Consider the following 24,796-nt stretch of genomic DNA (forward strand, 5'->3'; position numbering starts at 1 on the left):
GCGGTCATGCGGTTGTCAGCCCTTGTCAGCCTTGCCTGCCGCCGCGGCAAATTTGGCCAGGCGCACGTCCAGATGCCGGGGCCGGTGGCCATGGTCTTCGGCGCGCTCCTTGCGGCGGATGGCGTTACGCACCATCAACGATCCGAGGTAGCGGATTGGCTCCGGCGGGAAATAACCCATCGGCCCGTTGACCAGCGGCGAGCGCGTCCACGGATTGTCCAGCCCCTGCACCAGTGACGCCAGAATCTGCCCGCCCATGTGACACGGGCCGACGCCGCTGCCGGAATAGCCGAAACCGTAAAACACATTGCCACTGCTGCTCATCTGACCGAAGAACGGCAAACCGGTGACCGAGCGATCTGACGGGCCGTTCCAGGTCGCATCGACTTTGACATCGGCAAACGCCGGGAAAAAATCGCCCAGGCTCGTTTTGAGCAGGTCCGCGTAAGGCGATGGCTGATCGAACACTGGCAACATCCTCCCGCCAAAGGCGAAGGTGTTACCGCCCTTGCCGAGCATGATCCGGCCATCCGGGGTGTTGTGGTAGTAGTGCACGAAAATCCGTGAATCGAGCACGGTGACCCCACTGGTCAAGCCGATTTCCTGCAACAGATCCGGACGCGGTTCGGTGATCAGCATGTCGCTGGAAACAATCGCCACACTGCGTTCGAATTGCGGGAAGGCGCGGGCCATCCACGCGTTCATCGCCAATACCACGCGGTCTGCCTGCACATTGCCGTTGGCCGTGCGAATGCGGGCTGGTCGGCCCTCCTCCAAACCGGTCATTGCCGTGTTTTCATGAATTTTCACGCCCAACTCCAGTGCTACACGGCGCAACCCGCGCACCAGTTTGCCGGGTTGCACACTGGCTGCTGCCGGCGAAAACCAGCCTTCCAGATGCTTGCTGGAACCGGCCATGCGCTGCACATCAGCCACCGGACGTTGAGTGAACGAGTTGATCCCGTTGCGCTCAAGCGCAGCGATTACCGCGTCAGTCGAACCGACCTGCGCACGGTTGGTCGCGGTATAAAGCGTGCCATCGAGCCGGTAGTCGGCATCGACGCCGTAATGCTCGCAGAACTCGCCGATCGCATGAATGCTGCGTTCGGATTCATTGACCAGACGCACCGCTTCCTCAACGCCGAACAAGCGCTCAAGCGTAAAATATTTGGCCGACCACGACAGCGCACACCCGCCGTTACGCCCACTGGCGCCGGCGCCGCAGATGTCGGCTTCGATCAGCAGCACATCGAGTTCGGGGTTTTGTTGCTTGAGCATGATCGCCGTCCACAACCCGGTATAACCACCGCCGACGATGCACACGTCGGTGCGCACTTCGCCCTGCAGCGGCGGGCAGGTTTCGGAGGTGTCGGCCTGCAGGGCCTGCTCCAGCCAAAACGGTCTCATGGGTTTTCTCCAGTCAGTTGGCCACGGCACAGCCTGCCGCGAACACCGCAGCAGGCCGCGAGGCAAAGGGGTTTCAGTTACGCAGAGGTTTGATCGTCAAGGGGCAGTTGGGGATGGACGCGCGCGGCTCCATGAATCCGACCGGCCGGCTGTTCCAGTGCGGAATCAACACCAGCGCCGAGAACAGTGCGCAACCGGCGAAGACGATGAACACCGTCACCGTGTCGAAGTAGCCCGGCAGCAAGCCGCCAAGCACGGCGCCGACCGAGCCGCAGCCGTTGACGAATCCGGCGGCGGTGGCCCCGGCCTTGGCTTTGCCGAAATCGATGGCGGCCGCACCGCTGATCATCGAGTCGGGTCCGTACAGGGTCAGGCCCATGACAAACAGCAATGCCACGACCAGCAAAACACTGCCGCTCTGCAAGGCAGCCATGAACAGCGCCAGCGTCACCGTAAGCGCCAGCAGACTGATCACACAGGCTGGCATACGCCGAGCGCCGAACAATTTGTCCGACGCCAGACCGATCATGATCGGCCCAAGCAGCCCGGCCAGCTCGAACGAAGTGGGGATGATCGCCGCACCCACCTTGCCGACGCTGGGCATCTGTTCAAACACGATCACCGGGCCCCACAGCAGGATCGCGTAACGCGCCGGTTTCAACATGAAATACGCCAGGCCCAGCACCAGCACCGTGCGATTACGCAGGATTTCCTTCAACGGCTCCCAAACGCTGAGCTTGCTGTTGGCTTCGGTCTCTTCGGCGCTTAACACAGGCTCCGGTTCCACCGCCGGCAGGCCGACATCTTCCGGTTTGTCGCGCTGGAAGATAAAGAACAACACCGCCACCACCGCCACCACTGCCGCACTGGAGAAAAACGCCGCGTGCCAGCTGCCGACGAGCGTGTAGGCCCACCAACCGGCGAACGGCGACGCCACCAGCCCACCAAATGCGTAGCAAGAACTCCACAAGCCGAGCACTCGCCCGCGCTGCTTGGACGGGAAGAAACTGCCAAGGTTTTTACACAACCCCGACCATCCCGTGGACTGCGCCAACCCTTGAATCAACATACAGGTGGCGAAGATCGGCAGCGTGGCGAAACTGCCCATCACCAGTGCCGCCGCCGCAGAAATCAGCAAGCCTCCGAACACTACAACCCTTGGGCCGAAGCGGTCAGCGAGCATGCCCCAGGTGAATTGGCCGATGGCGTATGCCGCCAGATAGATGGCATCGAGGTTGGCCATGGTCATTTTGTCGAGCATGAAATCTGGATCTTCGCCGATGCCCAGTTTGGCCACCGAGAATGCTTTGCGAGTGAAATAGAAAGCGGCGTACGCGAGCCATGTGATAGCAAAAATCTGCATGCGCCAACGCGCAATGTTGCCGATGTGCTTGTTCATTGTGGTTCTGACCTCAGGGTGTGAGTGTGCCGGCAGAATCGTTAAGTAAACGCCTGTGTTTTTTATTGTTGAGCACTGCGATATCACCCCATCCCTATGGCGATAACGGTCAGATGAGTCCTGCTGTTGCACGCACAGGCTCATGGCCAGCGCCGCTGTTCGATCGAGCAGTCGGCGGTGGCGTGAGCCGATCAAAGCAATTACTGTTTAATAAATAAAATCGATTTATCGTATTTCACACATAAGCTCAGCTTTTAACTGGAGCGACCATGTCAATTTCCCACGCCCAACTCAAAGCGTTCCACGCCGTGGCCGTGCATGGAAGCTTCACCAAAGCCGCTCATCGTCTTTTTCTCACGCAACCGGCGATTTCCGACCAGGTGCGCAAACTCGAAGAACGCTTTGGGGTTTTGCTGTTTCATCGCAACAAACGTTCGGTACGCCTGACCGATCTGGGCGAACGCTTGCTCGCGATCACCCAGCGCCTGTTTGTGATTGAAGCGGAAGCACAGGAGTTATTGCAGGAATCCCAGGCGCTGCAGACCGGCAGCCTGATTCTGGCGGTAGATGCGCCGGTGCATGTGTTGCCGCAGATCGCGCGGTTCTGCGAGCGTTTTCCAGGCATCAACGTGAAGATCGAGACCGGTAACACCGACGAATCATTGTTTCGCCTGTTTAACTATCAGGCCGATCTGGCGCTGCTGGGGCGTGATGTCAGCGATGAACGCTTGCTGTGCGTACCGCTGCGCAACGATCCGATGGTGGCGTTTGTTTCGCGCAATCACCCGTGGGCCGAGCGCGAGTCGATCTGCCTGGCGGACCTGGATGACACGCCGCTGGTATTGCGCGAACACGGTTCGGTGACCCGGCAAACGCTTGAGGAGGAAATGGCTCGGGCGGGGTTTCGCATTCGTCCGGCGATTCAGGTCGAAGGCCGGGAAGCGGCGCGCGAGGCGGTGGTGGTGGGGATTGGTGTGGGCGTGGTTTCAGCGGCCGAGTTTGGCGCCGACTCAAGGGTTTGCGCGTTGCCGATCACCGACTGCACCCGACGTTTGACCGAAACTTTGGTGTGCTTGCGCGAACAGAGTTCGCGGCGAGTGGTGGCGACGTTTCTGGATATGGTTCGCGAGAGTCTTGTGTGAACGGCGCTGGCCCAATCGCTGGCAAGCCCACAGGGTTTCAGCCTTTAACAAATTGTGCGTACACCGGAGAAACCTGTGGGAGCTGGCTTGCCAGCGATGAAAGCGCCACGGTTTATCAGGCTGGCGCCAATCCAAAAAACGCCTGAATCAAGCGCAACTCCCGCCGCCGCTCCATGCAACCGATCATGTGGCGATTGACCAAGCCCTCCCCGACAATCGGAATCGCCACTACCCGTGGGTCGTGGCTGACTTCCACCGATGACACCACGCCAACGCCCAGCTGCGCGGCGACCGCCTCGGTAACCGCCTCGCGACTGTCCAGCTCCAGCAACACGCGCGGATGAATCGACGCCTGCGTGCAGGCCAGATCAAATGTGCGCCGGGTAATCGAACTCGGCTCACGCAGCACCATGATCACCTGATCCAGTTCCTTGAGTTTCACCTCCATGGCACGCGCTGCCCACGGATGCCCCGCCGGCACCAGTGCGCAAATCCGCGATTCGCTCAGTGCTTGCAGATGCAGTCCCTTGCGCGGCTCGACTTCGGTCAGCACCGCGACGTCGGCGTGTTCCGACAATAACGCCGCCAGCGTTTCCTGGGCATTGCCCAAACGCAGATTCACCGTGATCCCCGGATAGCGCGCACGCAGACTGGCCAGCATCGGCATGACCATGTGCGGGCCGTCCGCCGCCACTTCCAGCCGCCCGGTCAACAACTGGCGGTTGGCCTCCAGCATGGTTTGCGCTTCTTCCGCCAGACCGAACATTGCGCGAGTGATCGCCGCCAGTTTGGTGCCTTCCTCAGTCAACTCCACCCGTCGCGCGGTGCGTCGCAACAACGTGATCTGGTAATGCTCCTCCAGCGCCTTGATGTGCCCGGTCACTGCCGGCTGGCTGATGAACAACCGTGCGGCGGCGCGGGTAAAGCTGCCCTCGCGCGCCACGGCATCGAAGGCGCGCAGCTGAAACAGGTTCATGAATAACTCTCACTGATGGCTGGCATAACAACAAACAATTTGATTGATGCAACGGCAAATTGCAACTTAGGCCCCGTAGCTTCATCCCACAGCGCTATCCGAGGACACACGAATGAGTACCGCCGAACCCATCCTGCTCACTCCCGGCCCGTTGACCACTTCGGCCCGCACCCGCCAGGCGATGATGGTCGACTGGGGGTCATGGGATGACCGCTTCAATCAACTGACCGCCAGCCTCTGCGAGCAATTACTGGCGATTCTCAACGGCGCCGCGACCCACCACTGCGTGCCATTGCAAGGCAGCGGCACTTTCGCGGTCGAGGCAGCGATCGGCACGCTGGTGCCACGCGACGGCAAAATACTGGTGCTGATAAACGGCGCCTACGGCAAGCGACTGGCAAAAATCTGCGAAGTGCTGGGCCGCTCGTTCAGCACTTTCGAGACCGCTGAAGACGAACCGACCACCGCCGCCGACGTCGACCGTCTGCTGCGCGCCGACAGCACTATCACTCACGTCGCGCTGATCCACTGCGAAACCAGCACCGGCATTCTTAATCCGCTGGCGGAAATCGCTCACGTCGTCGAGCAACACGGCAAGCGCCTGATCATCGACGCCATGAGCTCATTCGGCGCGCTGCCGGTGGATGCGCAGCAAGTGCCATTCGATGCGCTGATCGCCGCGTCAGGCAAGTGCCTGGAAGGCGTGCCGGGGATGGGTTTTGTCTTCGCACGCAAAGAGTCGTTGGCCGCAGCCGCCGGCAATTCGCACTCACTGGCGATGGACCTGTTCGACCAGCACGCCTACATGATGAAGACCGGGCAATGGCGCTTCACCCCACCGACCCACGTGGTCGCGGCGCTGCACGAAGCCCTGCTGCAATACAACGAAGAAGGTGGCCTGCCGGCGCGGCATGCGCGCTACGCCGCCAACTGCCAGACGCTGATGGAAGAGATGGGCAAACTCGGTTTGCGCAGCTTTCTGCCAGCAGCGATTCAGGCGCCGATCATCGCAACGTTCCACGCGCCGAATGACCCGCGTTATCAGTTCAAGGATTTCTACGAACGGGTCAAGGCCAAGGGCTACATCCTCTATCCCGGCAAACTGACTCAGGTCGAAACCTTCCGCGTCGGCTGCATCGGTCATGTCAGCCCGGACCAAATGCGCCAGGCCGTGGCGGCGGTGGGCGAAGTATTGCGCGAGATGGAAGTGTTAGAAATCTAACCCCCCCTAATACCTGTGGGAGCGAGCCTGCTCGCGAATGCGGTTGAACATTCAACATTGATATCGACTGATCTGACGCCTTCGCGAGCAGGCTCGCTCCCACATTTGAATTGCATTGCCAACACAGGATTTTCAACATCATGAACTACACCAACCCAACCAAGCTGCAAGCCGCTATCCTCGACTGGGCCGGCACCGTGGTCGATTTCGGTTCCTTCGCCCCGACGCAGATCTTCGTCGAAGCCTTCGCCGAATTCGACGTTCAGGTTTCCATTGAAGAGGCCCGCGGCCCGATGGGCATGGGCAAATGGGATCACATCCGCACCCTGTGCGATCAGCCGCAGGTGGCCGAACGTTACCGCAAAGCGTTCGGCCGCACGCCGACCGACGATGACGTGACCGCCATTTACGAGCGCTTCATGCCGCTACAAATCGAGAAAATCGCTGAACACTCGGCGCTGATTCCCGGTGCCCTGGAGACCATCGCCAACCTGCGCCAGCAAGGCATCAAGATCGGCTCCTGCTCCGGCTACCCGAAACAGGTGATGGATAAAGTCGTCGAACTGGCCGCCACCAACGGCTACATCGCCGACCATGTGGTCGCCACCGACGAAGTGCCGAACGGCCGCCCTTGGCCAGCACAGGCGTTGGCCAACGTCATTGCGCTGGGCATCGACGACGTCGGCGCCTGCGTGAAGATCGACGACACCGTCCCGGGCATCCTCGAAGGTCGCCGCGCCGGAATGTGGACCGTGGCGCTGATCTGCTCGGGCAACGCGCTGGGCCTGGATTACGAGGGTTTCCGTGCCTTGGGCAGCGATGAACTGGCCAGCGAACGCGCGCGTATCCATGCGCTGTTCGAAAGCTCGCGCCCGCATTACATGATCGACACTATCAGCGATCTGCCGGAAGTGATTGCCGACATCAACAAACGTCTGGCCAACGGTGAAATGCCGCAATCCTGCTAACTTGCAATAAAAAACACCGCCGACTTTAGAGCCAGTCGGCGGTGTTTCTGTTTTACTGATCGAGACGCAGAGCATCACGAAACTTTACAACATGGCCAACCCACAACTTATTACGAGACAAGGTTACCTTGCGCATCGTAAGTCAGGCCGTCCGGATACTTGATACTGCCGTCAGGAAGTTGTTCTGTTCCATCTTCCCAAACAATGCGGCCATACGGATGTTCGATCGTATTATCCGGCCAGATAATGCGGCCATCAGGAAACTCGACACGGCCGTCTTGATGATGGATAACGCCATCGGGCCCCTTGAGTAGGTTCTTACTCGTATCAACCAGACTGCCATCGGGAAGGGACGCAGAGCCATCAGTATTGAGGATTCCGCCCAAACTGATAATAAGTGTCGCCAGAGCAACCGGATCAATATTGAAGTTGATGGTCGGCCAAGGCATGGGTGGCCTTTTCGTTGCAACAGGTCCGACAGTGCCGCCGGTAATTACAGGTTTGGTGAGCGAGCCGGGCTTAACGGGCTTGACTGGCCCAATCGGCTTGACCGGCTTGACGATTGGTTTGAGTGGCTTAACAGGCTTGATGAGAGGCTTGACCGGCACTACAGGTTTGAGCGGAACTGGCTTGCCCACTGGTTTCGGTTTGGAGACAGGTCGTTTCAGAGAACATAAATAATCCACTTGAAAAATCAAACAACATTAACACCCCAAGCAATTACTTTTACCCGAGGACTTGCCCACACAATAAACAGCACGACATAACCAAGCAATCCGAAGTCAAATACAGAATATAAAAAACAAGCCGTAACACCAACACTCAGTCATCAAACCCAAACTTCAAAAACAATTAACACCCATTAAATTCAGCCACTTCACGCATTGCCATAGAACACATCCAGATCGCACCAGTACATTGAACCAAACTCAGACCACTCAGAGCAAAAACGCGCCATCGGGTTGAGCCCAGGCGGGGGTGGTCCGGGCCGAGACACAGCAGCGGCTCTCTTTGGCCATCGATAGATCCCCCGACCACAAAAGCTCAACTTACAAGAAGGTTGTGGGAGAACCCCCGCAGTCCCTGCAATCCACCTGTATGCACGAAGACCAAGCGTGTGCCGCTGGCGAATTTACCCGCCTCGACCTGCTGCTTGAGCGCCAGCAACGCCTTGCCGGTGTACAGCGGTTCCAACGGTACGCCGCTGTCCAGCTCGGTCTGTGCAATGAACGCGAGCAATGCCGAATCGACCTTGGCAAAACCGCCGCGACTGGCATCGGTCAGCTCAAAGTCAGCCCTGCGCCGGCCGGTTTCCTGCAGGATCGACTCGACTTGCGCCGCCACGCCGTGATCCTCAGGCACCGCCAACGCGCCGTAAACCGGATGCGCCCCCGCCTCGGCGAGTGCCAGCCCGGCCAACGTCGTCCCTGTGCCGCAGGCCAGCCACCAACCGTGATAATCGTTCCAACCCAAATGGCTCAATTGCGCATCGACCTGCGCCTTGATCGCGGCACAACCCAGCGCCCCGGCTAATCCGCCACCGCCCTCTGGCACCGCATGCAGAGTTGGATAACGCGCCTGCCACGGCTCCCAGAACCCCGGATCATGTCGCGCCCGATAACCGCCATAACCCAGCCAATGCAGGTGCATGCCGTACGCTTGCAGATCAGCGACAGTCGGTGTTTCTTGTGGATGACCGCGCAGCAGCCCCGCCGTTTTGAACCCTAGCCGTTTACCCGCCGCCGCCAACGCGTGCAAATGATTGGAGTGCGCGCCGCCGAGACTGATGATGCCTTCGGCACCGGTGCGATCGGCGGCTTTCAGATGCTCAACGAGCTTGAACCACTTGTTACCGCTGATCAGCGGGTCGATTTGATCGAGGCGCAGGATGGCGACTTCAACATTGGCGGCGGTGAGCCAGTCGAGTTGCAGGAGTTCAAGAGGAGCTTGCGCAGGCAAAAACATAAGCACCGCATGACCTGAAAAAGACCACAGTCTACCAGCCAAAAAAACCCTTGTAGGAGCTGCCGCAGGCTGCGATCTTTTGATCTTGTTCTTGAAAAACAAAGTCAAAAGATCGCAGCCTTCGGCAGCTCCTACAGGAGTTGGTCCGTTACCGATAGCGGTTGATCAGAGCTCTGCAGCCAGACGCGACCCTTGATTGATCGCACGCTTGGCATCCAGCTCCGCCGCGACATCAGCACCGCCGATCAGGTGCACGTTTTGCCCGGCCGCTACCAAGCCATCGTGCAGTTCACGCAAAGGGTCCTGCCCCGCGCAGATCACGATGTTGTCCACCGCCAGCAACTGTGGCTCGCCGGTTTCGCCGATGCGGATGTGCAGGCCTTCGTCGTCGATGCTCAGGTATTCAACACTGTTGAGCATCTGCACCTGCTTGTTCTTCAGCCCGGTACGGTGAATCCAGCCAGTGGTTTTGCCCAGACCGTCGCCGACCTTGGTTTTCTTGCGCTGCAAAAGGAACACTTCGCGAGCCGGCGCGTGCGGCGCAGGTTTGATCCCGGCCACGCCACCACGGGCTTCGAGTTTGGCGTCGATGCCCCACTCCTTCCAGAACGCGGCGCGATCCTGACTGGTGGCAATGCCTTCGTGAACGAGGAATTCGGAAACGTCGAAACCGATGCCGCCCGCACCAATTACCGCCACGCGTTTGCCAACCGGTTGGCGCTCGAGGATCACGTCGAGATAGCTCAGCACCTTGGCATTTTCCACGCCCGGAATCGCCGGAGTGCGCGGTGCAATACCCGTGGCGAGGATGATTTCGTCGTAACCGCCGTCAACCAGTTTCGCGACGTCGACGCGGGTGTTCAGGCACACCTCGACGTTAGTCGTTTGCAGCTTGCGGTTGAAGTAGCGCAGGGTTTCGAAAAACTCTTCTTTGCCAGGCACGCGTTTGGCGATGTTGAACTGGCCACCAATTTCGCTGGCAGAATCGAACAACGTCACCTGATGGCCACGCTCGGCAGCCACGGTCGCGGCGGACAACCCGGCAGGGCCGGCACCAACCACGGCAATCTTCTTGATTTGCTGCACCGGCAGATAGTTAAGCTCGGTTTCATGGCAGGCGCGCGGGTTGACCAGGCAACTGGTGAGCTTGCCGCCGAAGGTGTGGTCGAGGCAGGCCTGGTTGCAGCCGATGCAGGTGTTGATCTCGTCAGCGCGACCTTCGGCAGCCTTGTTGACGAAGTCCGGATCGGCAAGAAACGGCCGCGCCATCGAGACCATGTCGGCATCGCCTTCGGCGAGTATCTGCTCGGCGATTTCCGGCGTGTTGATGCGGTTGGTGGTGATCAGCGGAATGCTCACCGAGCCACGCAGCTTGGCCGTGACCTTGCTGAATGCCGCACGCGGCACCTTGGTGGCGATGGTCGGAATACGCGCTTCGTGCCAGCCGATGCCGGTGTTGATGATGGTCGCCCCGGCCTGCTCGATGGCTTTGGCGAGGATGACGATCTCGTCCCAGGTGCTGCCACCTTCGACCAGATCAAGCATCGACAGACGGAAGATGATGATGAAATTGGGGCCGACCGCCTCACGGACGCGGCGCACGATTTCCACTGGCAGACGCATACGGTTTTCGTAGCTACCGCCCCAACGGTCGGTGCGATGGTTGGTGTGCGCGGCGAGGAACTGGTTAATGAAATAACCTTCCGAACCCATGATTTCCACGCCGTCGTACTCGGCGGTTTGCGCCAGCACCGAACAGGTGACGAAATCCCTGATCTGCTTCTCGATGCCCTCCTCGTCGAGCTCTTTTGGCTTGAACGGGTTGATCGGCGCCTGAATCGCACTCGGCGCGACTTGTTTCGGGCTGTAGGCATAACGGCCGGCATGGAGGATCTGCATGCAGATCTTGCCGCCCGCCTCGTGCACCGCGCGGGTGACGATACGGTGTTTGAGCGCTTCCTCCTCGGTGGTCAGTTTGGCTGCACCGGAATACACACCGCCCTCGTCGTTCGGGCCGATCCCGCCAGTCACCATCAGGCCGACGCCGCCACGGGCACGTTCAGCGAAGTAAGCTGCCATGCGCTCGAAGCCACCCGGCTTTTCTTCAAGACCGGTGTGCATCGAGCCCATCAGGGTGCGGTTGCGCAGCGTGGTGAATCCCAGGTCCAGCGGGGCCAACAGGTGCGGGTAATGAGCGGCGGTCATCGGTAACTCCACAACAAGCGATCACGGAAAAAGTGCGGGAGCTCTGCGTCCCCCGTCAGTCATGTTCGACAGACTAAGAGTCGCATCGCTGTCACTCAATGACCGTAACTGACAAGTTAATGATCTAAATGCGCAGCACCCCTTGGCAAGCCAGACCCTGGGCCCTACCCTAGTCGCCATACCCTGTACCCGGTCGTTGTTGGTTTTCATGCGCAAACTTTTGTACCTGTTTTTTTCCATGGCCCTCGTTGCCGTCCTCACCACCTACGCCATGTGGGCGGCAGACCGGCCTGCGGGGCATTACCTGTCGGACCTGCGCATCAAACTGGCGGTCGATCAGGGCACGCCCGCCGACCGAGGTAATCTGCTGGGCATCCAGCCGGAACTGTTCCCCACCGACTACCAAAGCCCCGCGCGCCTGCGCCGCAAACTCGCGGCGTACTTGCAGCAAGCGCAGGATCAAGGCTTGTTGAATGACAAGACCGTGGTGGTGTTGCCGGAACATGTCGGCACCTGGTTAATGATCAGCGGCGAAAAAGACGAGCTCTATCAAGCCCCCACCCTCGCCGAGGCGATGAATTGGCTGGCGGCGAGCAATCCATTGTTGTTCGCCCGTGCCTGGCTGAGCGCCAAGGGTAAAGACCGTCTCGACGATGCTCACCTGCGCATGAAATCGCGCACCATGGCCAAGGACTACCAGGCGCTGTTCGGCGGCCTGGCCAGGGAATTTCACGTGACGCTGGTGGCCGGCTCAATCGTTCTGCCCGAGCCGAGCATCCGTGACGGTCAGCTCAAACCTGGCAGCGGTGCGCTGTACAACAGCAGCGTGGTCTTCGGTCGCGACGGTGCACCGCTTGGCCAGCCGCAGCGACAACTGCACCCGGTGTTCAGCCAGCGTGATGTCATCCAGGCCAATGAAAAGACGATCAACGTTGTCGATACCCCGGCCGGGCGACTTGGCGTACTCATCGGCAGCGACAGCTGGTATCCGGACAACTACCGCAAACTCGACGAACAAGGCGCGCAATTGATTGCCGTGCCGGCGCAGGTATTCGGTCAGGGCGCATGGAATCAGCCGTGGCGTGGCTACAAGAGTTCGAGTACACCAAGCTCCGTCAGTCTCAAGCCCGGCGAAGTCAGCGAAGGCCAGGCCTGGCATCGCCTGACCTTGACCGCGCAACCGCCCAGCAGCCATGCAGTCGCCGGTATGAGTGTGTTTCTGCGTGGGCAGTTCTGGGATAAATCAGGCGCAGGCCAAAGCTTCCTCAACAGCAACGGCCAGCAGTTCGCCGACGGTGACGCCCGCGGTGCACGTATGCTGAATATCTGGTTGTAAGCGATGAAGCCGCTGCCGATGCGCCTTGGGGATCTGTCGGTAGGTTTCGTTCATAGCCTCGCCGATGCGGTTCGCAGTCACGGCGCCGACCCACAGCCGCTGCTCGAACAATACGCACTGGATGCGGCAAGATTGGCCGAGGCCGGGGCACGATTGTCGATTCCGCGTTACATGCGATTGGGGCATGGCGCGATTCAATTGACCGGGGATCCGGCCCTCGGCCTGCGCATGGGCCAGCTCAGTCGCTTGAGCCAGGCGGGGCTGGCCGGTGTCACCGCATCACAGGCGCCTACCGTACGTGAGGCCGCTCGTTGCCTGATCCGCTTCGAACCGTTGTACGGTTCCAATTACCGCGGCCAGTCGAGCTTTCACGAGGACGCCACTGGCGCATGGCTGCGTTTCTATTCGATCAGCCCGTACAACGCCTATAACCGTTTCGTAGTGGATTCGATCATCGCCGGCTGGCTGCATCAACTATCTAGCGTCAGCCGCGAACCGCTGCGGGCTGAACGTGTTGAAATCGAATTCGACGCGCCCGATTATCGCGACGCTTACGCTGCCTTGGGTGATTGCCCGATCCAGTTCAGCGCCGAGCGCAACCAGTTGCGCCTGAACCTGGCCAGCCTTGCCCTGCGCAACCCCGAACACTGCCCGAGCACTTGGCGGCATCTGCTGCAGCTGTGTGAAAGAGAGCTGGAGCAACTGACCCGCACTCGTAGCCTGCGCGAACGCATCACGCAACTGCTTGGGCCGTTATTGAATGGTGGCCGAGAACCCGACCTGGAAGAAGTGGCGGCACGCCTGAAGCTGCCGACATGGACCTTGCGACGCAAACTGACTGAGGAAGGCACGCAATTTCGCGCAATCCTCAACGACACTCGCCGTGATCTGGCGATGACCTACATCCGCGATACGGAACTGGCGTTCGGCGAAATCGCTTACCTGCTCGGCTTTGCTTCAGCCGAAGCATTCCAGCGAGCGTTCAAACGCTGGAGCGGCCAGACGCCGGGCGAATTCCGCCGCAGTCATCGTAAAACAGCCTGACACCTTAAAGCTCGGTAGCGTCTTCCGCCGGCTCTGGCGAATCCAGTTCGTAGGCCTGGTATTCGAGCAGTTCTTCCTGATAGTCATCCATCGCGTAATCCCCCTGCTGCTCTGTTGAATGGGCCTGAGCAAATGCCCAGTGCCTCGAGCATAACGTGCCCGTGTGAAGGAAAAGTGAAGCTTGGCCTTCATGAATAAAACGTAGCAGGCGGTCAGGAATTTATCGCGGGATTTTTGTCAGGGGAATGTAACGAGATATTCCTCTATAGGAGCTGCCGAAGGCTCGATCCTTGATGATTTCAAGATCAAAAGATCGCAGCCTTCGGCAGCTCCTACAAGGGACTAGCCGAGGCGTGGGATTATTGGCCGGAGGCCGGCATTGCCGGAATCGGCTCGGACGGCGGCGGAATGTCCGTCGGATTGGCCGGTGGCGTGATGGTTTCGGTAGCCGGCGCAGGTTCTGCACTGGGTGCCGGAGCAATGGGGGGCGACTCCGCAGGAGGCGCTAACGGCTCAGAACTGACCGGTGCCGGCTCAGCGGGCGCAGGCGCGGTCACGGCTGGCTCCGGTGCTGGTACAGGCGCTGTAACAGGAGCTGTAACAGGCGCTGGAGCGGGCTCTGCGGCTGGCGTCAGGCTCGCGGGGGCCACTTTTGCCTCAGGCACGCCCAGATCCGGCTTCGGCTTTTCCTCGATATGTGCTGCTTTCTTGGTTTCTGCCGGCAGAAACTGTTCTACAAGGGTAAAGAAGCGCTCATAGAACTTTTGCGCCGTCACCGTCTCGCTGGCGACCTTGACCATCGAATCGTCCGACGAGCCGATCGGCATCGATACCGAGCCCAACACGCCGACACCGAGACTGGCCGAGTTGTTGGTCTTCTTCAGCGCATAACGATCCTGCAAGGCATTGGCGAACATCGTCGCGTGGTGCCCGGCACTGCCGTCATCAGCGCAGACCACATTGAAGCTGATCTCCATGTGCGTATCGCCGGTTTGCTGAAAACTCTTGTGGCCACTGATCAGTTTCGAGTCGCTGCTGGTAATGATGTAGCCCTGACTCAACAACGCACGACGCGCCGCTTCGCAACTGACAACGTCGGTCACGGGGTAATTACGCGAAAACGTACCGGAGTCATCGAAGCTCTCGTGCTCATACATCGGCTTGTCTTTCGCACAACCGGCAACACCGGCCAACAACAGCGCCAACCCGACAACACGCAGGGGAGTGGAAATCAACATTAAACATCCTGAGGGAAAACAGTCCGGGGCGTATTGTGCAACAGAACGCGCCCTCGCGGCGTAAGGATTAGTGTCTTGAAACGGTTACAAGCCTATCGACCCCAGATTGCGGAAAAAGGTCGCGCTGATAATTCAATGAAGGAAATCCAGCAAAATCCAGAATCAGTTCTCGGCTAAAAGCGACGACAGCACCACCCCAAACCGAATGGATAGTTACAGAAGAGAGCATAAGCCGAAAACGAGAAAAGCCCTGCAAGCGCAAACCTGCAGGGCTTCTCGGTCAGGCTGACCATCTCATTAAGCCCCGGCACACAGGCCGGGGCTTCTTGTACTACAGCTCAAACCGCCATCAGAACCTCTTGATGTCAGCCTTGCTTTCCAACTGCTTGCGATACGCCGCAAAGTCTTGCTGACCTTCACGCGACGCAAGGAAGCGACGGTACTGAACCTTCTCTTCATCCGTCGGAGCAGCGGCTTCGTTCACGCCATTAAGGCGAACGATCATCAAACTGCCGTCCGGCAACGTCACACTGGTGAACGTCGGTTTGTCCTTGGCAGCCGGTTTCGGCATGCGGAACAGTGCTTGCAGCACCGCCGGCTCAACACCTTCGTGACCACGGGTGGCCGCTTCAGTGGTTTTCCAGTCCTGACCGTCAACCGCTTTGTCCAGAGGAGCCTTGCCATCACGCAGATCAGCAATCAGCTTCTCGGCCTTGGTCTTGGCTGCAGCGCTGGCATGCTCTTTGGTCAACTGAGCGCGGATGGCCGCACTCACGCTTTCCAGAGGCAGTTGAGCAGGCTTCAAGTGCTCCTTGGCACGCAGCACGATCACAGTGTCCGGATCCAGCTCAATGGCAGTGCTGTTGGCACTTTCATCGAGCACTTCGGTGCTGAATGCAGCAGTGACTACGGCACGGTTGGCCGTAACCCCTTCGCCACCTTCACGGCCGAATGGCTTGGAAGTGTGAACGGTCAGCTTCAAATCTGCTGCTGGCTGAGCCAGGTCAGACGCTTCAAACGCGGAGTCTTCCAGCTGCTTGGTCGCCTCGACGAAACGCTGCTCGACCTGCGCCGCTTTCAAATCGCGGGTCAGCTTGTCTTTCAGGCTGGCCAGGGACGGCACTTCAGGTGCTTCAACACCCAGCAGCTTGATCAGGTGGAAACCGAAATCGGTGCGAACCGGCTCGGAAACCTGATCTTTGGCCAGCGAGTACAGCGATTTTTCGAAGGCTGGGTCGTAGACACCAGGACCTGCGTAACCGAGGTCACCGCCATTGTTGGCCGAACCCGGATCCTGCGAGAACTCCTTGGCCAGCGCTTCGAATTTCTCGCCTTTGGCCAGACGCGCCTGCACCTCTTCGATCTTCGCTTTGGCTTGAGCTTCGGTGGTCTTGTCGTTCACTTCGATCAGGATGTGAGCCGCGCGACGCTGCTCGGACAGGTTGGCGATCTCTTTCTGATACGCCGCCTGCAGATCTTCATCCTTGACAGTAACCTGGTCGAAGAACGAGGCCTTCTTCAGCTCCAGGTAATCGATGACGACTTGATCCGGAGTCATGAACTCCTTGGCGTGTTCGTCGTAGTAAGCCTTGACCTCATCGTCGGTCACCTTGACTGCAGCCGGATCGGCCTTGACGTTCAGGGTCGCGAAGTCACGGGTCTGTTTTTCCAGACGGGCGAAAGCCAGCACTTCGGCGTCGGTCACAAAGCCGCTGCCTGCAACACCGGCGCGCAGTTGGCCGATCAGCATTTCCTGAGCCAGCATCTGGCGGAACTGCATACGGCTGTAACCCAGTTGACGGATTACCTGGTCGAAACGCTCGGAGCTGAACTTGCCGTCAACCTGAAATTCAGGCGTCAGCAGAATCACCTGATCAAGGGCACCTTCGGAGAAAGCAAATTTCGCTTCGTCCGCACCTTGCAACAGCAGCTTGCGATCGATCAAACCCTTGAGGGCTGATTCGCGGAGCATTTTTTCATCGAGCAACGAAGCGTCGAAATCCTTGCCCAGCTGTTGCATCAGTTGACGGCGTTGCATATCAACGGCCTGGCTGAGCTCATTCTGGCTGATGTCTTCACCGTTGACCTTGGCCGCATTCTGGCTGTTGGTCGTAGCCTGGAAAATGGCCTCGACACCCGTGAACGCCATCAATACAACGATGATCCCGATAATAGTCTTGGCAATCCAGCCTTGTGAATTGTCCCTGATATTCTGCAGCATGCGTCCCCCAGAAACGGTTGAATTTCAATATTTAGGCAACCGTGGAGCGTGGGTAAAATCCGGATAGAAGAAAGGCGCATCCGAGGATGCGCCTTCTCGTAACTGGCGGAGCGGACAGGGCTCGAACCCTCGATCCCGGCGTTACAGGCAACTGTTTCAGCGACCTGCTCTACCGCTCCGCTGCCAAGTCAGGCATAACCCCGACCCGGATGGGTAAAAACCTGAAAACTTAGTTAACCGCTTCTTTCAGTGCTTTACCGGCTTTGAAACCTGGTTTTTTAGCAGCAGCGATTTGCAGCGTCTTGCCGGTCTGTGGGTTACGACCAACGCGAGCTGGACGATCAGTTACGGAGAAAGTACCGAAACCAACCAGAACTACGGAGTCGCCAGCCTTGAGAGCGCCAGTGACGGATTCGATTACAGCGTCCAGCGCACGGCCAGCAGCAGCTTTCGGGATATCAGCGGATGCAGCGATAGCATCAATCAGTTCCGACTTGTTCACTCTAAGTCCCCTTATATCTATTTTGAGATGATTCTAAGTTTTTTGGTGAAAGCAAAAACGAGTGCTGGATGGCCTACAAACACTTAAGAGCCGCTTTATAACAAGGGCTCTAAAAAGCTGTCAAGGAAGCCACCCAGTCAAAAACGATTAATGCGTGCTAATTCTTTCCTTAGAGTCAGACTCACGTTTTTCATCCTTGGCAACTATCTCCGGAGCCACATCCGGCAAGGGCTCCGGCGCGTATTGCAGCGCAATTTGCAGGACCTCGTCAATCCATTTAACCGGTTTAATCTGCAGATCCTGCTTGATATTGTCAGGAATCTCCTTCAAATCGCGCACGTTCTCTTCCGGAATAATCACAATCTTGATTCCGCCGCGGTGTGCCGCCAGCAGTTTTTCCTTCAGACCGCCGATCGCCAGCACCTGACCACGCAATGTGATTTCGCCCGTCATGGCGACATCAGCGCGCACCGGAATACCGGTCAGCGCAGACACCAATGCCGTGCACATGCCTACACCGGCGCTAGGACCATCCTTCGGGGTCGCCCCTTCCGGCATGTGAATGTGCGTGTCGCGCTTCTCATGGAAGTCCAGAGGAATGCCAAGACTCTTCGCACGGCTGCGCACAACGGTCAGGGCCGCAGTGATCGATTCGACCATTACATCGCCCAGCGAGCCCGTCTTGATCAACTGACCTTTGCCCGGTACGACAGCGGCTTCGATAGTCAACAATTCGCCACCAACCTGCGTCCAGGCAAGGCCGGTGACCTGACCGATTTGATCCTGCTGCTCGGCCAGGCCATAGCGGAATTTACGCACACCGAGGAAGTGTTCCAGCAACTCAGCTGTCACTTTCACCGAGAAGCGTTTTTCCATCGCATGCTCTTTCACCGCCTTGCGGCAGACCTTGGCGATCTGACGTTCGAGGCCGCGCACACCGGCTTCACGGGTGTAGTAACGAATGATGTCGCGGATTGCTTCGGCGTCGAATTCCAGTTCGCCCTTCTTCAGACCGTTGGCGGTGATCTGCTTAGGCGACAGGTATTTGACCGCGATGTTGATCTTCTCGTCTTCGGTATAGCCCGGCAGACGGATGACTTCCATCCGGTCGAGCAGCGCCGGCGGGATGTTCATCGAGTTCGAGGTGCACAGGAACATCACATCCGAAAGGTCGTAATCGACTTCCAGATAGTGGTCGTTGAAGTTGTGGTTCTGCTCCGGATCAAGCACTTCCAGCAAAGCAGATGCCGGATCGCCACGCATGTCACTGCCCATTTTGTCGATTTCATCGAGCAGGAACAGCGGGTTACGGACGCCCACCTTTGTCATTTTTTGAATCAATCTTCCCGGCATCGAACCGATGTAAGTCCGGCGGTGACCGCGAATTTCCGCTTCATCACGCACGCCACCCAGGGCCATGCGCACGAATTTGCGGTTGGTGGCATGAGCAATCGACTCCGCCAACGAGGTTTTACCCACGCCAGGAGGACCAACCAGGCACAACACCGGGCCACGGATTTTTTTCACGCGTTTTTGCACAGCGAGGTATTCAAGGATACGTTCCTTGACCTCTTCGAGGCCGTAGTGATCAGCATCGAGAATGTCTTCTGCGCGAGCCAGGTCCAGACGCACCTTGCTCTGCGCCTTCCACGGCACCTGCACCAGCCAGTCGATGTAAGAGCGCACCACGGTGGCCTCGGCGGACATCGGCGACATTTGCTTGAGCTTGTTCAGCTCGGCAGTGGCTTTGGTCAAGGCGTCCTTCGGCAAACCCGCAGCGTCGATACGCTTTTTCAGGTCTTCGATTTCGTTGTGGCCTTCATCGCTGTCACCCAGTTCTTTCTGAATGGCCTTCATCTGCTCATTCAGGTAGTACTCGCGCTGACTGCGCTCCATCTGCTTTTTGACGCGACCACGGATGCGTTTTTCGACTTGCAGCAGATCGATCTCGGCGTCCAGCAATGCCAGGACGTGCTCGACCCGTGCCGACAAATCGATAATTTCGAGAATTTCCTGCTTCTGCTCGATCTTCAGCGCCATGTGTGCAGCCATGGTGTCCACCAGGCGGCCCGGCTCATCGATGCTGTTGAGCGAAGACAGGACTTCAGCCGGGACTTTTTTGCCCAGCTGTACATATTGTTCGAACTGCGAAAGCAGCGTGCGCACGAACACTTCGGATTCGCGCTCGACAGCCTCGACTTCTTCGATCAGCGAGACTTCGGCACGGCAGTGCCCGTCGACCTCACTGAAGCGTTCAACGGTACCGCGCTGCTCACCCTCGACCAGCACCTTGACGGTGCCGTCAGGCAGCTTGAGTAGCTGCAGAACGGTAGCGATCGTACCTACGCGATAGAGAGCGTCCTCACCGGGATCATCATCAGCCGGGTTTCTCTGGGCCAGCAACAGAATCTGCTTGTCGCCCGTCATCGCAGCTTCGAGGGCTTCGATGGATTTCTCGCGCCCCACGAACAGCGGGATAACCATGTGCGGATAAACCACGACATCACGCAATGGCAAGAGAGGCAATTCGATGGTTGTCTTCATGATTTCGCCTCTTCGGCGGCCATATGGCCGTAATCAGATGGAATTAAACTTGAAACCAAGATGGGGGCTGCCTTGAAAAAAAACAAGCGCAAAGCGGATGTAAAAAACGACATAAAAAAAAGAGGCCCGAAGGCCCCTTCTTTATTCCGGCAGAGTGGACGCTTATGCGTCCGGCGCTGCCTTGGCAGTCGGCTCACTGTTTTCGTAGATATACAGTGGCTTGGACTTGCCTTCGATCACACTTTCATCGATCACGACTTTGCTCACCTCAGACTGCGAGGGGATTTCATACATCGTGTCGAGCAGCACACCTTCGAGAATCGAACGCAGGCCACGAGCACCGGTTTTACGTTCCAGGGCACGTTTAGCAACTGATTTCAGTGCATCGGCACGGAATTCCAGATCGACGCCTTCCATCTCGAACAGCTTGGCATACTGTTTGGTCAGAGCATTTTTCGGCTCGGTGAGGATCTGCATCAGCGCAGCCTCATCCAGCTCGTCCAGCGTTGCGAGGACCGGCAGACGACCGACGAACTCCGGGATCAGACCGAACTTGACCAGATCGTCAGGCTCGACTTCACGCAGGGATTCACCAACTTTCTTGCCTTCTTCCTTACTGCGCACTTCTGCGTTAAAACCGATGCCACCCTTGGTGGAACGGTTCTGGATGACCTTCTCGAGACCCGAGAAAGCGCCACCGCAGATGAACAGGATGTTACGGGTGTCGACCTGCAGGAACTCCTGCTGCGGATGCTTGCGACCACCTTGCGGCGGTACGGAAGCGACAGTGCCTTCGATCAACTTGAGCAAGGCCTGCTGCACGCCCTCACCGGAAACGTCCCGGGTGATCGACGGGTTGTCGGACTTGCGGGAAATCTTGTCGATTTCGTCGATATAGACAATACCCATCTGGGCTTTCTCTACGTCGTAATCGCACTTCTGCAGCAGTTTCTGAATGATGTTCTCGACATCTTCACCCACGTAACCGGCCTCGGTGAGGGTGGTTGCATCGGCGATGGTGAACGGAACGTTCAGCAAGCGGGCCAGTGTTTCGGCCAGCAGGGTTTTACCGGAGCCTGTCGGGCCGATCAGCAGGATGTTGCTCTTGCCGAGTTCGACGTCGTCAGCCTTTTTGTCACGCTGGTTAAGACGCTTGTAGTGGTTGTACACCGCTACGGCCAGAACCTTTTTTGCACGCTCCTGACCAATGACGTACTGGTCAAGGATGCCGCTGATTTCTTTAGGCGAAGGCAATTTATGCGCGCTGCTTTCGGCCTGGGCTTCCTGCACCTCCTCGCGGATGATGTCATTGCACAGGTCGACGCACTCGTCGCAGATAAAGACCGAGGGGCCGGCAATCAATTTGCGCACTTCATGCTGGCTTTTGCCACAGAAGGAGCAATAGAGCAGCTTGCCGTTGTCCTCGCCGTTGCGGGTGTCAGTCATTCGTTCGATCCAAATCCGATAGGCTTGCAACACAAGATGAAGGCTATTGCGGGCTTTTTCAAGCCCGCCGCTGATCAGACCAGCCGACCAAGCCTATTTTGAGCTGCTTATTTTTACGCTGGGCGCTGGTTGATCACTTCGTCGATCAAGCCATATGCCTTGGCAGCTTCTGCACTCATGAAGTTATCGCGGTTGGTATCGCGCTCGATTTCTTCCAGAGTGTGACCGCTGTGCTTGGCCATCAACGTGTTCAGACGTTCGCGAATGAAGAGGATTTCCTTGGCATGGATTTCGATATCCGATGCCTGGCCCTGGAAACCGCCCAGTGGCTGGTGAATCATCACACGCGAGTTCGGCAGGCAGAAACGCTTGCCTGGAGCACCTGCGGTCAGCAGGAATGCGCCCATGCTGCAGGCCTGGCCGATGCAAGTGGTCGATACGTTGGGTTTGATGAACTGCATGGTGTCGTAGATCGACATGCCCGCTGTCACCGAACCGCCCGGGGAGTTGATATAGAGATGGATGTCCTTGTCCGGGTTTTCCGCTTCAAGGAACAGCAGTTGCGCGCAAATCAGGTTGGCCATGTAGTCCTCTACCGGACCAACCAGAAAGATCACTCGCTCCTTAAGCAGGCGCGAGTAGATGTCATAGGCGCGTTCGCCACGAGCAGATTGCTCGACAACCATCGGAACCAGGCCGCCTGCGGCCTGGATATCAGAGTTCTGCTGAATATACGAATTACGGAACATGCTCTGCAGTCACTCCCAAATAGTTATGTCTTGAATACGCATAAGCCAGCTCGAGAGCTGGCTTATGTGAGCACTTCTTAACGCAAAAACAATCAGTCGGCTGTTGGAGCTTCTACCGGCTTGACCGCTTCTTCGTAAGAGACCGATTTGTCGGTCACGCTAGCTTTCTGCAGAACAGTATCCACAACTTGCTCTTCCAGCACAACCGAACGAACTTCGTTCAGTTGCTGGTCGTTCTTGTAGTACCAGGACACAACCTGCTCAGGTTCCTGGTAAGCAGAAGCCATTTCCTGAATCATTTCGCGTACGCGGGCTTCGTCAGGCTTGAGGTCGAACTGCTTGACCACTTCAGCCACGATCAGGCCCAGCACGACGCGGCGCTTGGCTTGCTCTTCGAACAGCTCGGCCGGCAGTTGGTCAGGCTTGATGTTGCCACCGAACTGCTGAACAGCCTGCACGCGCAGACGGTCGACTTCGTTGGACAGCAGAGCCTTTGGCACTTCAATCGGGTTGGTGGCCAGCAGACCGTCCATTACCTGATTCTTGACCTTGGATTTGATCGCCTGACGCAGTTCACGCTCCATGTTCTTGCGAACTTCAGTGCGGAAACCGTCGATACCGCTTTCCTTGATGCCAAATTGAGCGAAGAACTCTTCGTTCAGCTCAGGCAGCTTTGGCTCGGAAACGGTGTTTACAGTCACGGTGAACTCGGCGGTTTTGCCAGCCAGGTCCAGGTTCTGATAGTCCTCTGGGAAGGTCAGATTCAGAACGCGCTCTTCGCCCGCCTTAGCGCCAACCAGGCCATCTTCGAAGCCAGGGATCATGCGGCCGGAACCCAGCACCAGCTGAGTGCCCTTGGCGGAGCCGCCAGCGAACACTTCGCCGTCGACCTTGCCAACGAAATCGATGTTCAGCTGGTCTTCGTTCTGGGCAGCGCGATCGGCCACTTCAAAACGGGTGTTCTGCTTGCGCAGGATGTCGAGCATTTTGTCCAGGTCAGCGTCAGCCACGTCAGCGCTCAGGCGCTCAACGGTGATACCTTCGAAACCAGCAACGGTGAACTCAGGGAACACTTCGAATACGGCAACGTATTCCAGATCCTTGCCAGCTTCGAGCGACTTTGGCTCGATTGCAGGCGAACCAGCCGGGTTCAGCTTCTGCTCGACCACAGCTTCGTAGAAGGAGGACTGGATGACATCACCAACAGCTTCCTGACGAGCATCAGCACCGAAACGGCGCTTGATTTCGCTCATTGGCACTTTGCCTGGACGGAAGCCAGCAATCTTGGCCTTTTGGGCAGTCTGCTGCAGACGCTTGTTGACCTGGCTCTCAATACGCTCAGCCGGCACGGTGACGCTCATGCGGCGCTCAAGAGCAGTAGTATTTTCAACAGAAACTTGCATGGATATTCCTCGTTGCACAGACGTTAGCCGGCCGTTTCCGACCCCAGAATCAAGGGCATGCATTCTAGTGGGTCAAACTCAAGAAGTCACCCTACTGAAAACGGGTAAAAAAACAGCAGGCAATTTATAGGAGCCGATGCACGGATGCGTCGCGCCCCCGAGGCGAATACAACCAATCACGCCAGGGCTCTGCGCCGACCTCTTCTATATATAGAAGCGGCGACCAATCATTCCCTGACGGCCGACCTTGCAAGCAAGCTCGACGAGCAGCACAGCATCATCGAGCAACATAAATTCGACGAAGCGCCCTGCTCTTGCGACTCGAAAGCGGCAATCGCCGACTTTTCAAATCGCTAAAACAAAAAAGGCGCCAGACTGTTAAATCTGGCGCCTTTCGAAATATGGGGTGGACGATGGGGATCGAACCCACGACAACGGGAGTCACAATCCCGTGCTCTACCAACTGAGCTACGCCCACCATATTGCGTAACAAAAAAGCCAAACAACTTCTTTGTTGAACCTCACCAGCCCAAAGGCATAAATGAAGCTTTAATTGGTGCGGATGAAGAGACTCGAACTCTTACGCCTCGCGGCGCTGGAACCTAAATCCAGTGTGTCTACCAATTCCACCACATCCGCGGATGAAGCTTTTAAAACAAAAACGCCAGACCGTTAAATCTGGCGCTTTTCGAAATATGGGGTGGACGATGGGGATCGAACCCACGACAACGGGAGTCACAATCCCGTGCTCTACCAACTGAGCTACGCCCACCATATCGCGTTACTTGTGCCAAAGCTGCCTAATGGCGCACCCGGCAGGACTCGAACCTGCGACCATCCGCTTAGAAGGCGGATGCTCTATCCAGCTGAGCTACGGGCGCCTTATTAATCTGTACTCTTAAAGGACTACAAACTAAGTGCTTTCCAGTGCCGCGGAACGTTGATTCCGCTTTACTTTCTTAACCAGTGCTAGGCTGTGCCCGACAAGTGCGACGAATAGTATAGAGCGCTCCAAAGGTCGTCAAATCC

The 24,796-nt window shown here is 57.7% G+C and carries 19 protein-coding genes and 4 tRNA genes; 6 read left to right on the top strand and 17 right to left on the bottom strand.

The features are described from left to right. Positions 1 to 15: 15 nt before the first annotated feature. Together H8B20_RS15580 and H8B20_RS15585 are read right to left on the bottom strand one after the other, a co-directional pair. Entirely contained in the window at positions 16 to 1,407 is a 1,392-nt protein-coding gene (locus tag H8B20_RS15580) for an FAD-dependent oxidoreductase (RefSeq protein WP_210623770.1), read from the bottom strand. A gap of 73 nt (positions 1,408 to 1,480) precedes the next feature. Then, entirely contained in the window at positions 1,481 to 2,806 is a 1,326-nt protein-coding gene (locus H8B20_RS15585; RefSeq protein WP_210623771.1) for an MFS transporter, read from the bottom strand. A gap of 269 nt (positions 2,807 to 3,075) precedes the next feature. Here H8B20_RS15585 and H8B20_RS15590 point away from each other — a divergent pair, with 269 nt between their 5' ends. Continuing rightward, positions 3,076 to 3,948, top strand: a complete 873-nt coding sequence (locus tag H8B20_RS15590) for a LysR family transcriptional regulator (RefSeq protein WP_210623772.1) — start codon at positions 3,076 to 3,078, stop codon at positions 3,946 to 3,948. Positions 3,949 to 4,063: 115 nt separating this feature from the next. On the opposite strand, the gene H8B20_RS15595 is transcribed toward H8B20_RS15590, so the two are convergent. After that, a complete protein-coding gene (locus H8B20_RS15595; protein ID WP_210623773.1) occupies positions 4,064 to 4,924 on the bottom strand; it encodes a LysR substrate-binding domain-containing protein in 861 nt (286 codons plus the stop codon). A gap of 112 nt (positions 4,925 to 5,036) precedes the next feature. Between H8B20_RS15595 and H8B20_RS15600 the strand changes: the two genes are divergently transcribed. Further along, positions 5,037 to 6,146, top strand: coding sequence for a 2-aminoethylphosphonate--pyruvate transaminase (locus tag H8B20_RS15600; RefSeq protein ID WP_210623774.1), 1,110 nt, complete (start codon positions 5,037 to 5,039; stop codon positions 6,144 to 6,146). A 140-nt stretch (positions 6,147 to 6,286) separates the two neighbouring features. After that, complete coding sequence (gene phnX / locus H8B20_RS15605; protein ID WP_042559938.1) at positions 6,287 to 7,114, top strand: phosphonoacetaldehyde hydrolase; 828 nt, start codon at positions 6,287 to 6,289, stop codon at positions 7,112 to 7,114. A gap of 110 nt (positions 7,115 to 7,224) precedes the next feature. Here the strand turns inward: phnX and H8B20_RS15610 are convergent, their stop codons facing one another. The 3 genes from H8B20_RS15610 to H8B20_RS15620 all read right to left on the bottom strand — a co-directional run bounded on the left by H8B20_RS15610 (position 7,225) and on the right by H8B20_RS15620 (position 11,284). Then, complete coding sequence (locus tag H8B20_RS15610; RefSeq protein WP_210623775.1) at positions 7,225 to 7,812, bottom strand: hypothetical protein; 588 nt, start codon at positions 7,810 to 7,812, stop codon at positions 7,225 to 7,227. Positions 7,813 to 8,158: 346 nt separating this feature from the next. Further along, complete coding sequence (locus H8B20_RS15615) at positions 8,159 to 9,079, bottom strand: 1-aminocyclopropane-1-carboxylate deaminase/D-cysteine desulfhydrase (RefSeq protein WP_210623776.1); 921 nt, start codon at positions 9,077 to 9,079, stop codon at positions 8,159 to 8,161. Positions 9,080 to 9,244: 165 nt separating this feature from the next. After that, positions 9,245 to 11,284, bottom strand: a complete 2,040-nt coding sequence (locus H8B20_RS15620) for an NADPH-dependent 2,4-dienoyl-CoA reductase (RefSeq protein WP_210623777.1) — start codon at positions 11,282 to 11,284, stop codon at positions 9,245 to 9,247. Positions 11,285 to 11,492: 208 nt separating this feature from the next. Here H8B20_RS15620 and H8B20_RS15625 point away from each other — a divergent pair, with 208 nt between their 5' ends. Continuing rightward, positions 11,493 to 12,620, top strand: coding sequence for a carbon-nitrogen hydrolase family protein (locus H8B20_RS15625; RefSeq protein ID WP_210623778.1), 1,128 nt, complete (start codon positions 11,493 to 11,495; stop codon positions 12,618 to 12,620). 3 nt (positions 12,621 to 12,623) lie between these two features. Further along, positions 12,624 to 13,664 carry an AraC family transcriptional regulator gene (locus H8B20_RS15630; RefSeq protein ID WP_210623779.1) on the top strand — a complete coding sequence of 347 codons (1,041 nt, stop codon included), beginning with the start codon at positions 12,624 to 12,626 and terminating at the stop codon, positions 13,662 to 13,664. Between the two features lie 359 nt (positions 13,665 to 14,023). Here the strand turns inward: H8B20_RS15630 and H8B20_RS15635 are convergent, their stop codons facing one another. From H8B20_RS15635 to tig, 7 genes are all read right to left on the bottom strand, one after another. Beyond that, on the bottom strand, positions 14,024 to 14,902 hold the full coding sequence (locus H8B20_RS15635) for a DUF2242 domain-containing protein (RefSeq protein ID WP_210623780.1): 879 nt from the start codon (positions 14,900 to 14,902) through the stop codon (positions 14,024 to 14,026). A 349-nt stretch (positions 14,903 to 15,251) separates the two neighbouring features. Continuing rightward, entirely contained in the window at positions 15,252 to 17,123 is a 1,872-nt protein-coding gene (locus tag H8B20_RS15640; RefSeq protein WP_210623781.1) for a SurA N-terminal domain-containing protein, read from the bottom strand. A 229-nt stretch (positions 17,124 to 17,352) separates the two neighbouring features. Next, positions 17,353 to 17,625 carry an HU family DNA-binding protein gene (locus H8B20_RS15645; RefSeq protein ID WP_008077714.1) on the bottom strand — a complete coding sequence of 91 codons (273 nt, stop codon included), beginning with the start codon at positions 17,623 to 17,625 and terminating at the stop codon, positions 17,353 to 17,355. 147 nt (positions 17,626 to 17,772) lie between these two features. Next, positions 17,773 to 20,169, bottom strand: a complete 2,397-nt coding sequence (gene lon, locus H8B20_RS15650; RefSeq protein ID WP_042559946.1) for an endopeptidase La — start codon at positions 20,167 to 20,169, stop codon at positions 17,773 to 17,775. Between the two features lie 162 nt (positions 20,170 to 20,331). Continuing rightward, a complete protein-coding gene (gene clpX / locus H8B20_RS15655; RefSeq protein ID WP_042559947.1) occupies positions 20,332 to 21,615 on the bottom strand; it encodes an ATP-dependent Clp protease ATP-binding subunit ClpX in 1,284 nt (427 codons plus the stop codon). Positions 21,616 to 21,728: 113 nt separating this feature from the next. Next, positions 21,729 to 22,364 carry an ATP-dependent Clp endopeptidase proteolytic subunit ClpP gene (gene clpP, locus H8B20_RS15660; protein ID WP_042559948.1) on the bottom strand — a complete coding sequence of 212 codons (636 nt, stop codon included), beginning with the start codon at positions 22,362 to 22,364 and terminating at the stop codon, positions 21,729 to 21,731. A 92-nt stretch (positions 22,365 to 22,456) separates the two neighbouring features. Beyond that, on the bottom strand, positions 22,457 to 23,767 hold the full coding sequence (tig, locus tag H8B20_RS15665; RefSeq protein ID WP_042559949.1) for a trigger factor: 1,311 nt from the start codon (positions 23,765 to 23,767) through the stop codon (positions 22,457 to 22,459). A 144-nt stretch (positions 23,768 to 23,911) separates the two neighbouring features. Here tig and H8B20_RS15670 point away from each other — a divergent pair, with 144 nt between their 5' ends. Next, positions 23,912 to 24,124: a hypothetical protein gene (locus H8B20_RS15670; protein WP_042559950.1), complete on the top strand. Its 213-nt coding sequence runs from the start codon at positions 23,912 to 23,914 to the stop codon at positions 24,122 to 24,124. A 45-nt stretch (positions 24,125 to 24,169) separates the two neighbouring features. On the opposite strand, the gene H8B20_RS15675 is transcribed toward H8B20_RS15670, so the two are convergent. From H8B20_RS15675 to H8B20_RS15690, 4 genes are all read right to left on the bottom strand, one after another. After that, positions 24,170 to 24,245, bottom strand: a tRNA-His gene (locus H8B20_RS15675). A 76-nt stretch (positions 24,246 to 24,321) separates the two neighbouring features. After that, a tRNA-Leu gene (locus H8B20_RS15680) sits at positions 24,322 to 24,406 on the bottom strand. A 57-nt stretch (positions 24,407 to 24,463) separates the two neighbouring features. Continuing rightward, positions 24,464 to 24,539 (bottom strand) — tRNA-His (locus H8B20_RS15685). 32 nt (positions 24,540 to 24,571) lie between these two features. After that, positions 24,572 to 24,648: transfer RNA gene (locus H8B20_RS15690), tRNA-Arg, on the bottom strand. Positions 24,649 to 24,796 lie beyond the last annotated feature (148 nt).

Source organism: Pseudomonas sp. P42, assembly GCF_017973755.1.
GTDB lineage: Bacteria > Pseudomonadota > Gammaproteobacteria > Pseudomonadales > Pseudomonadaceae > Aquipseudomonas > Aquipseudomonas iridis.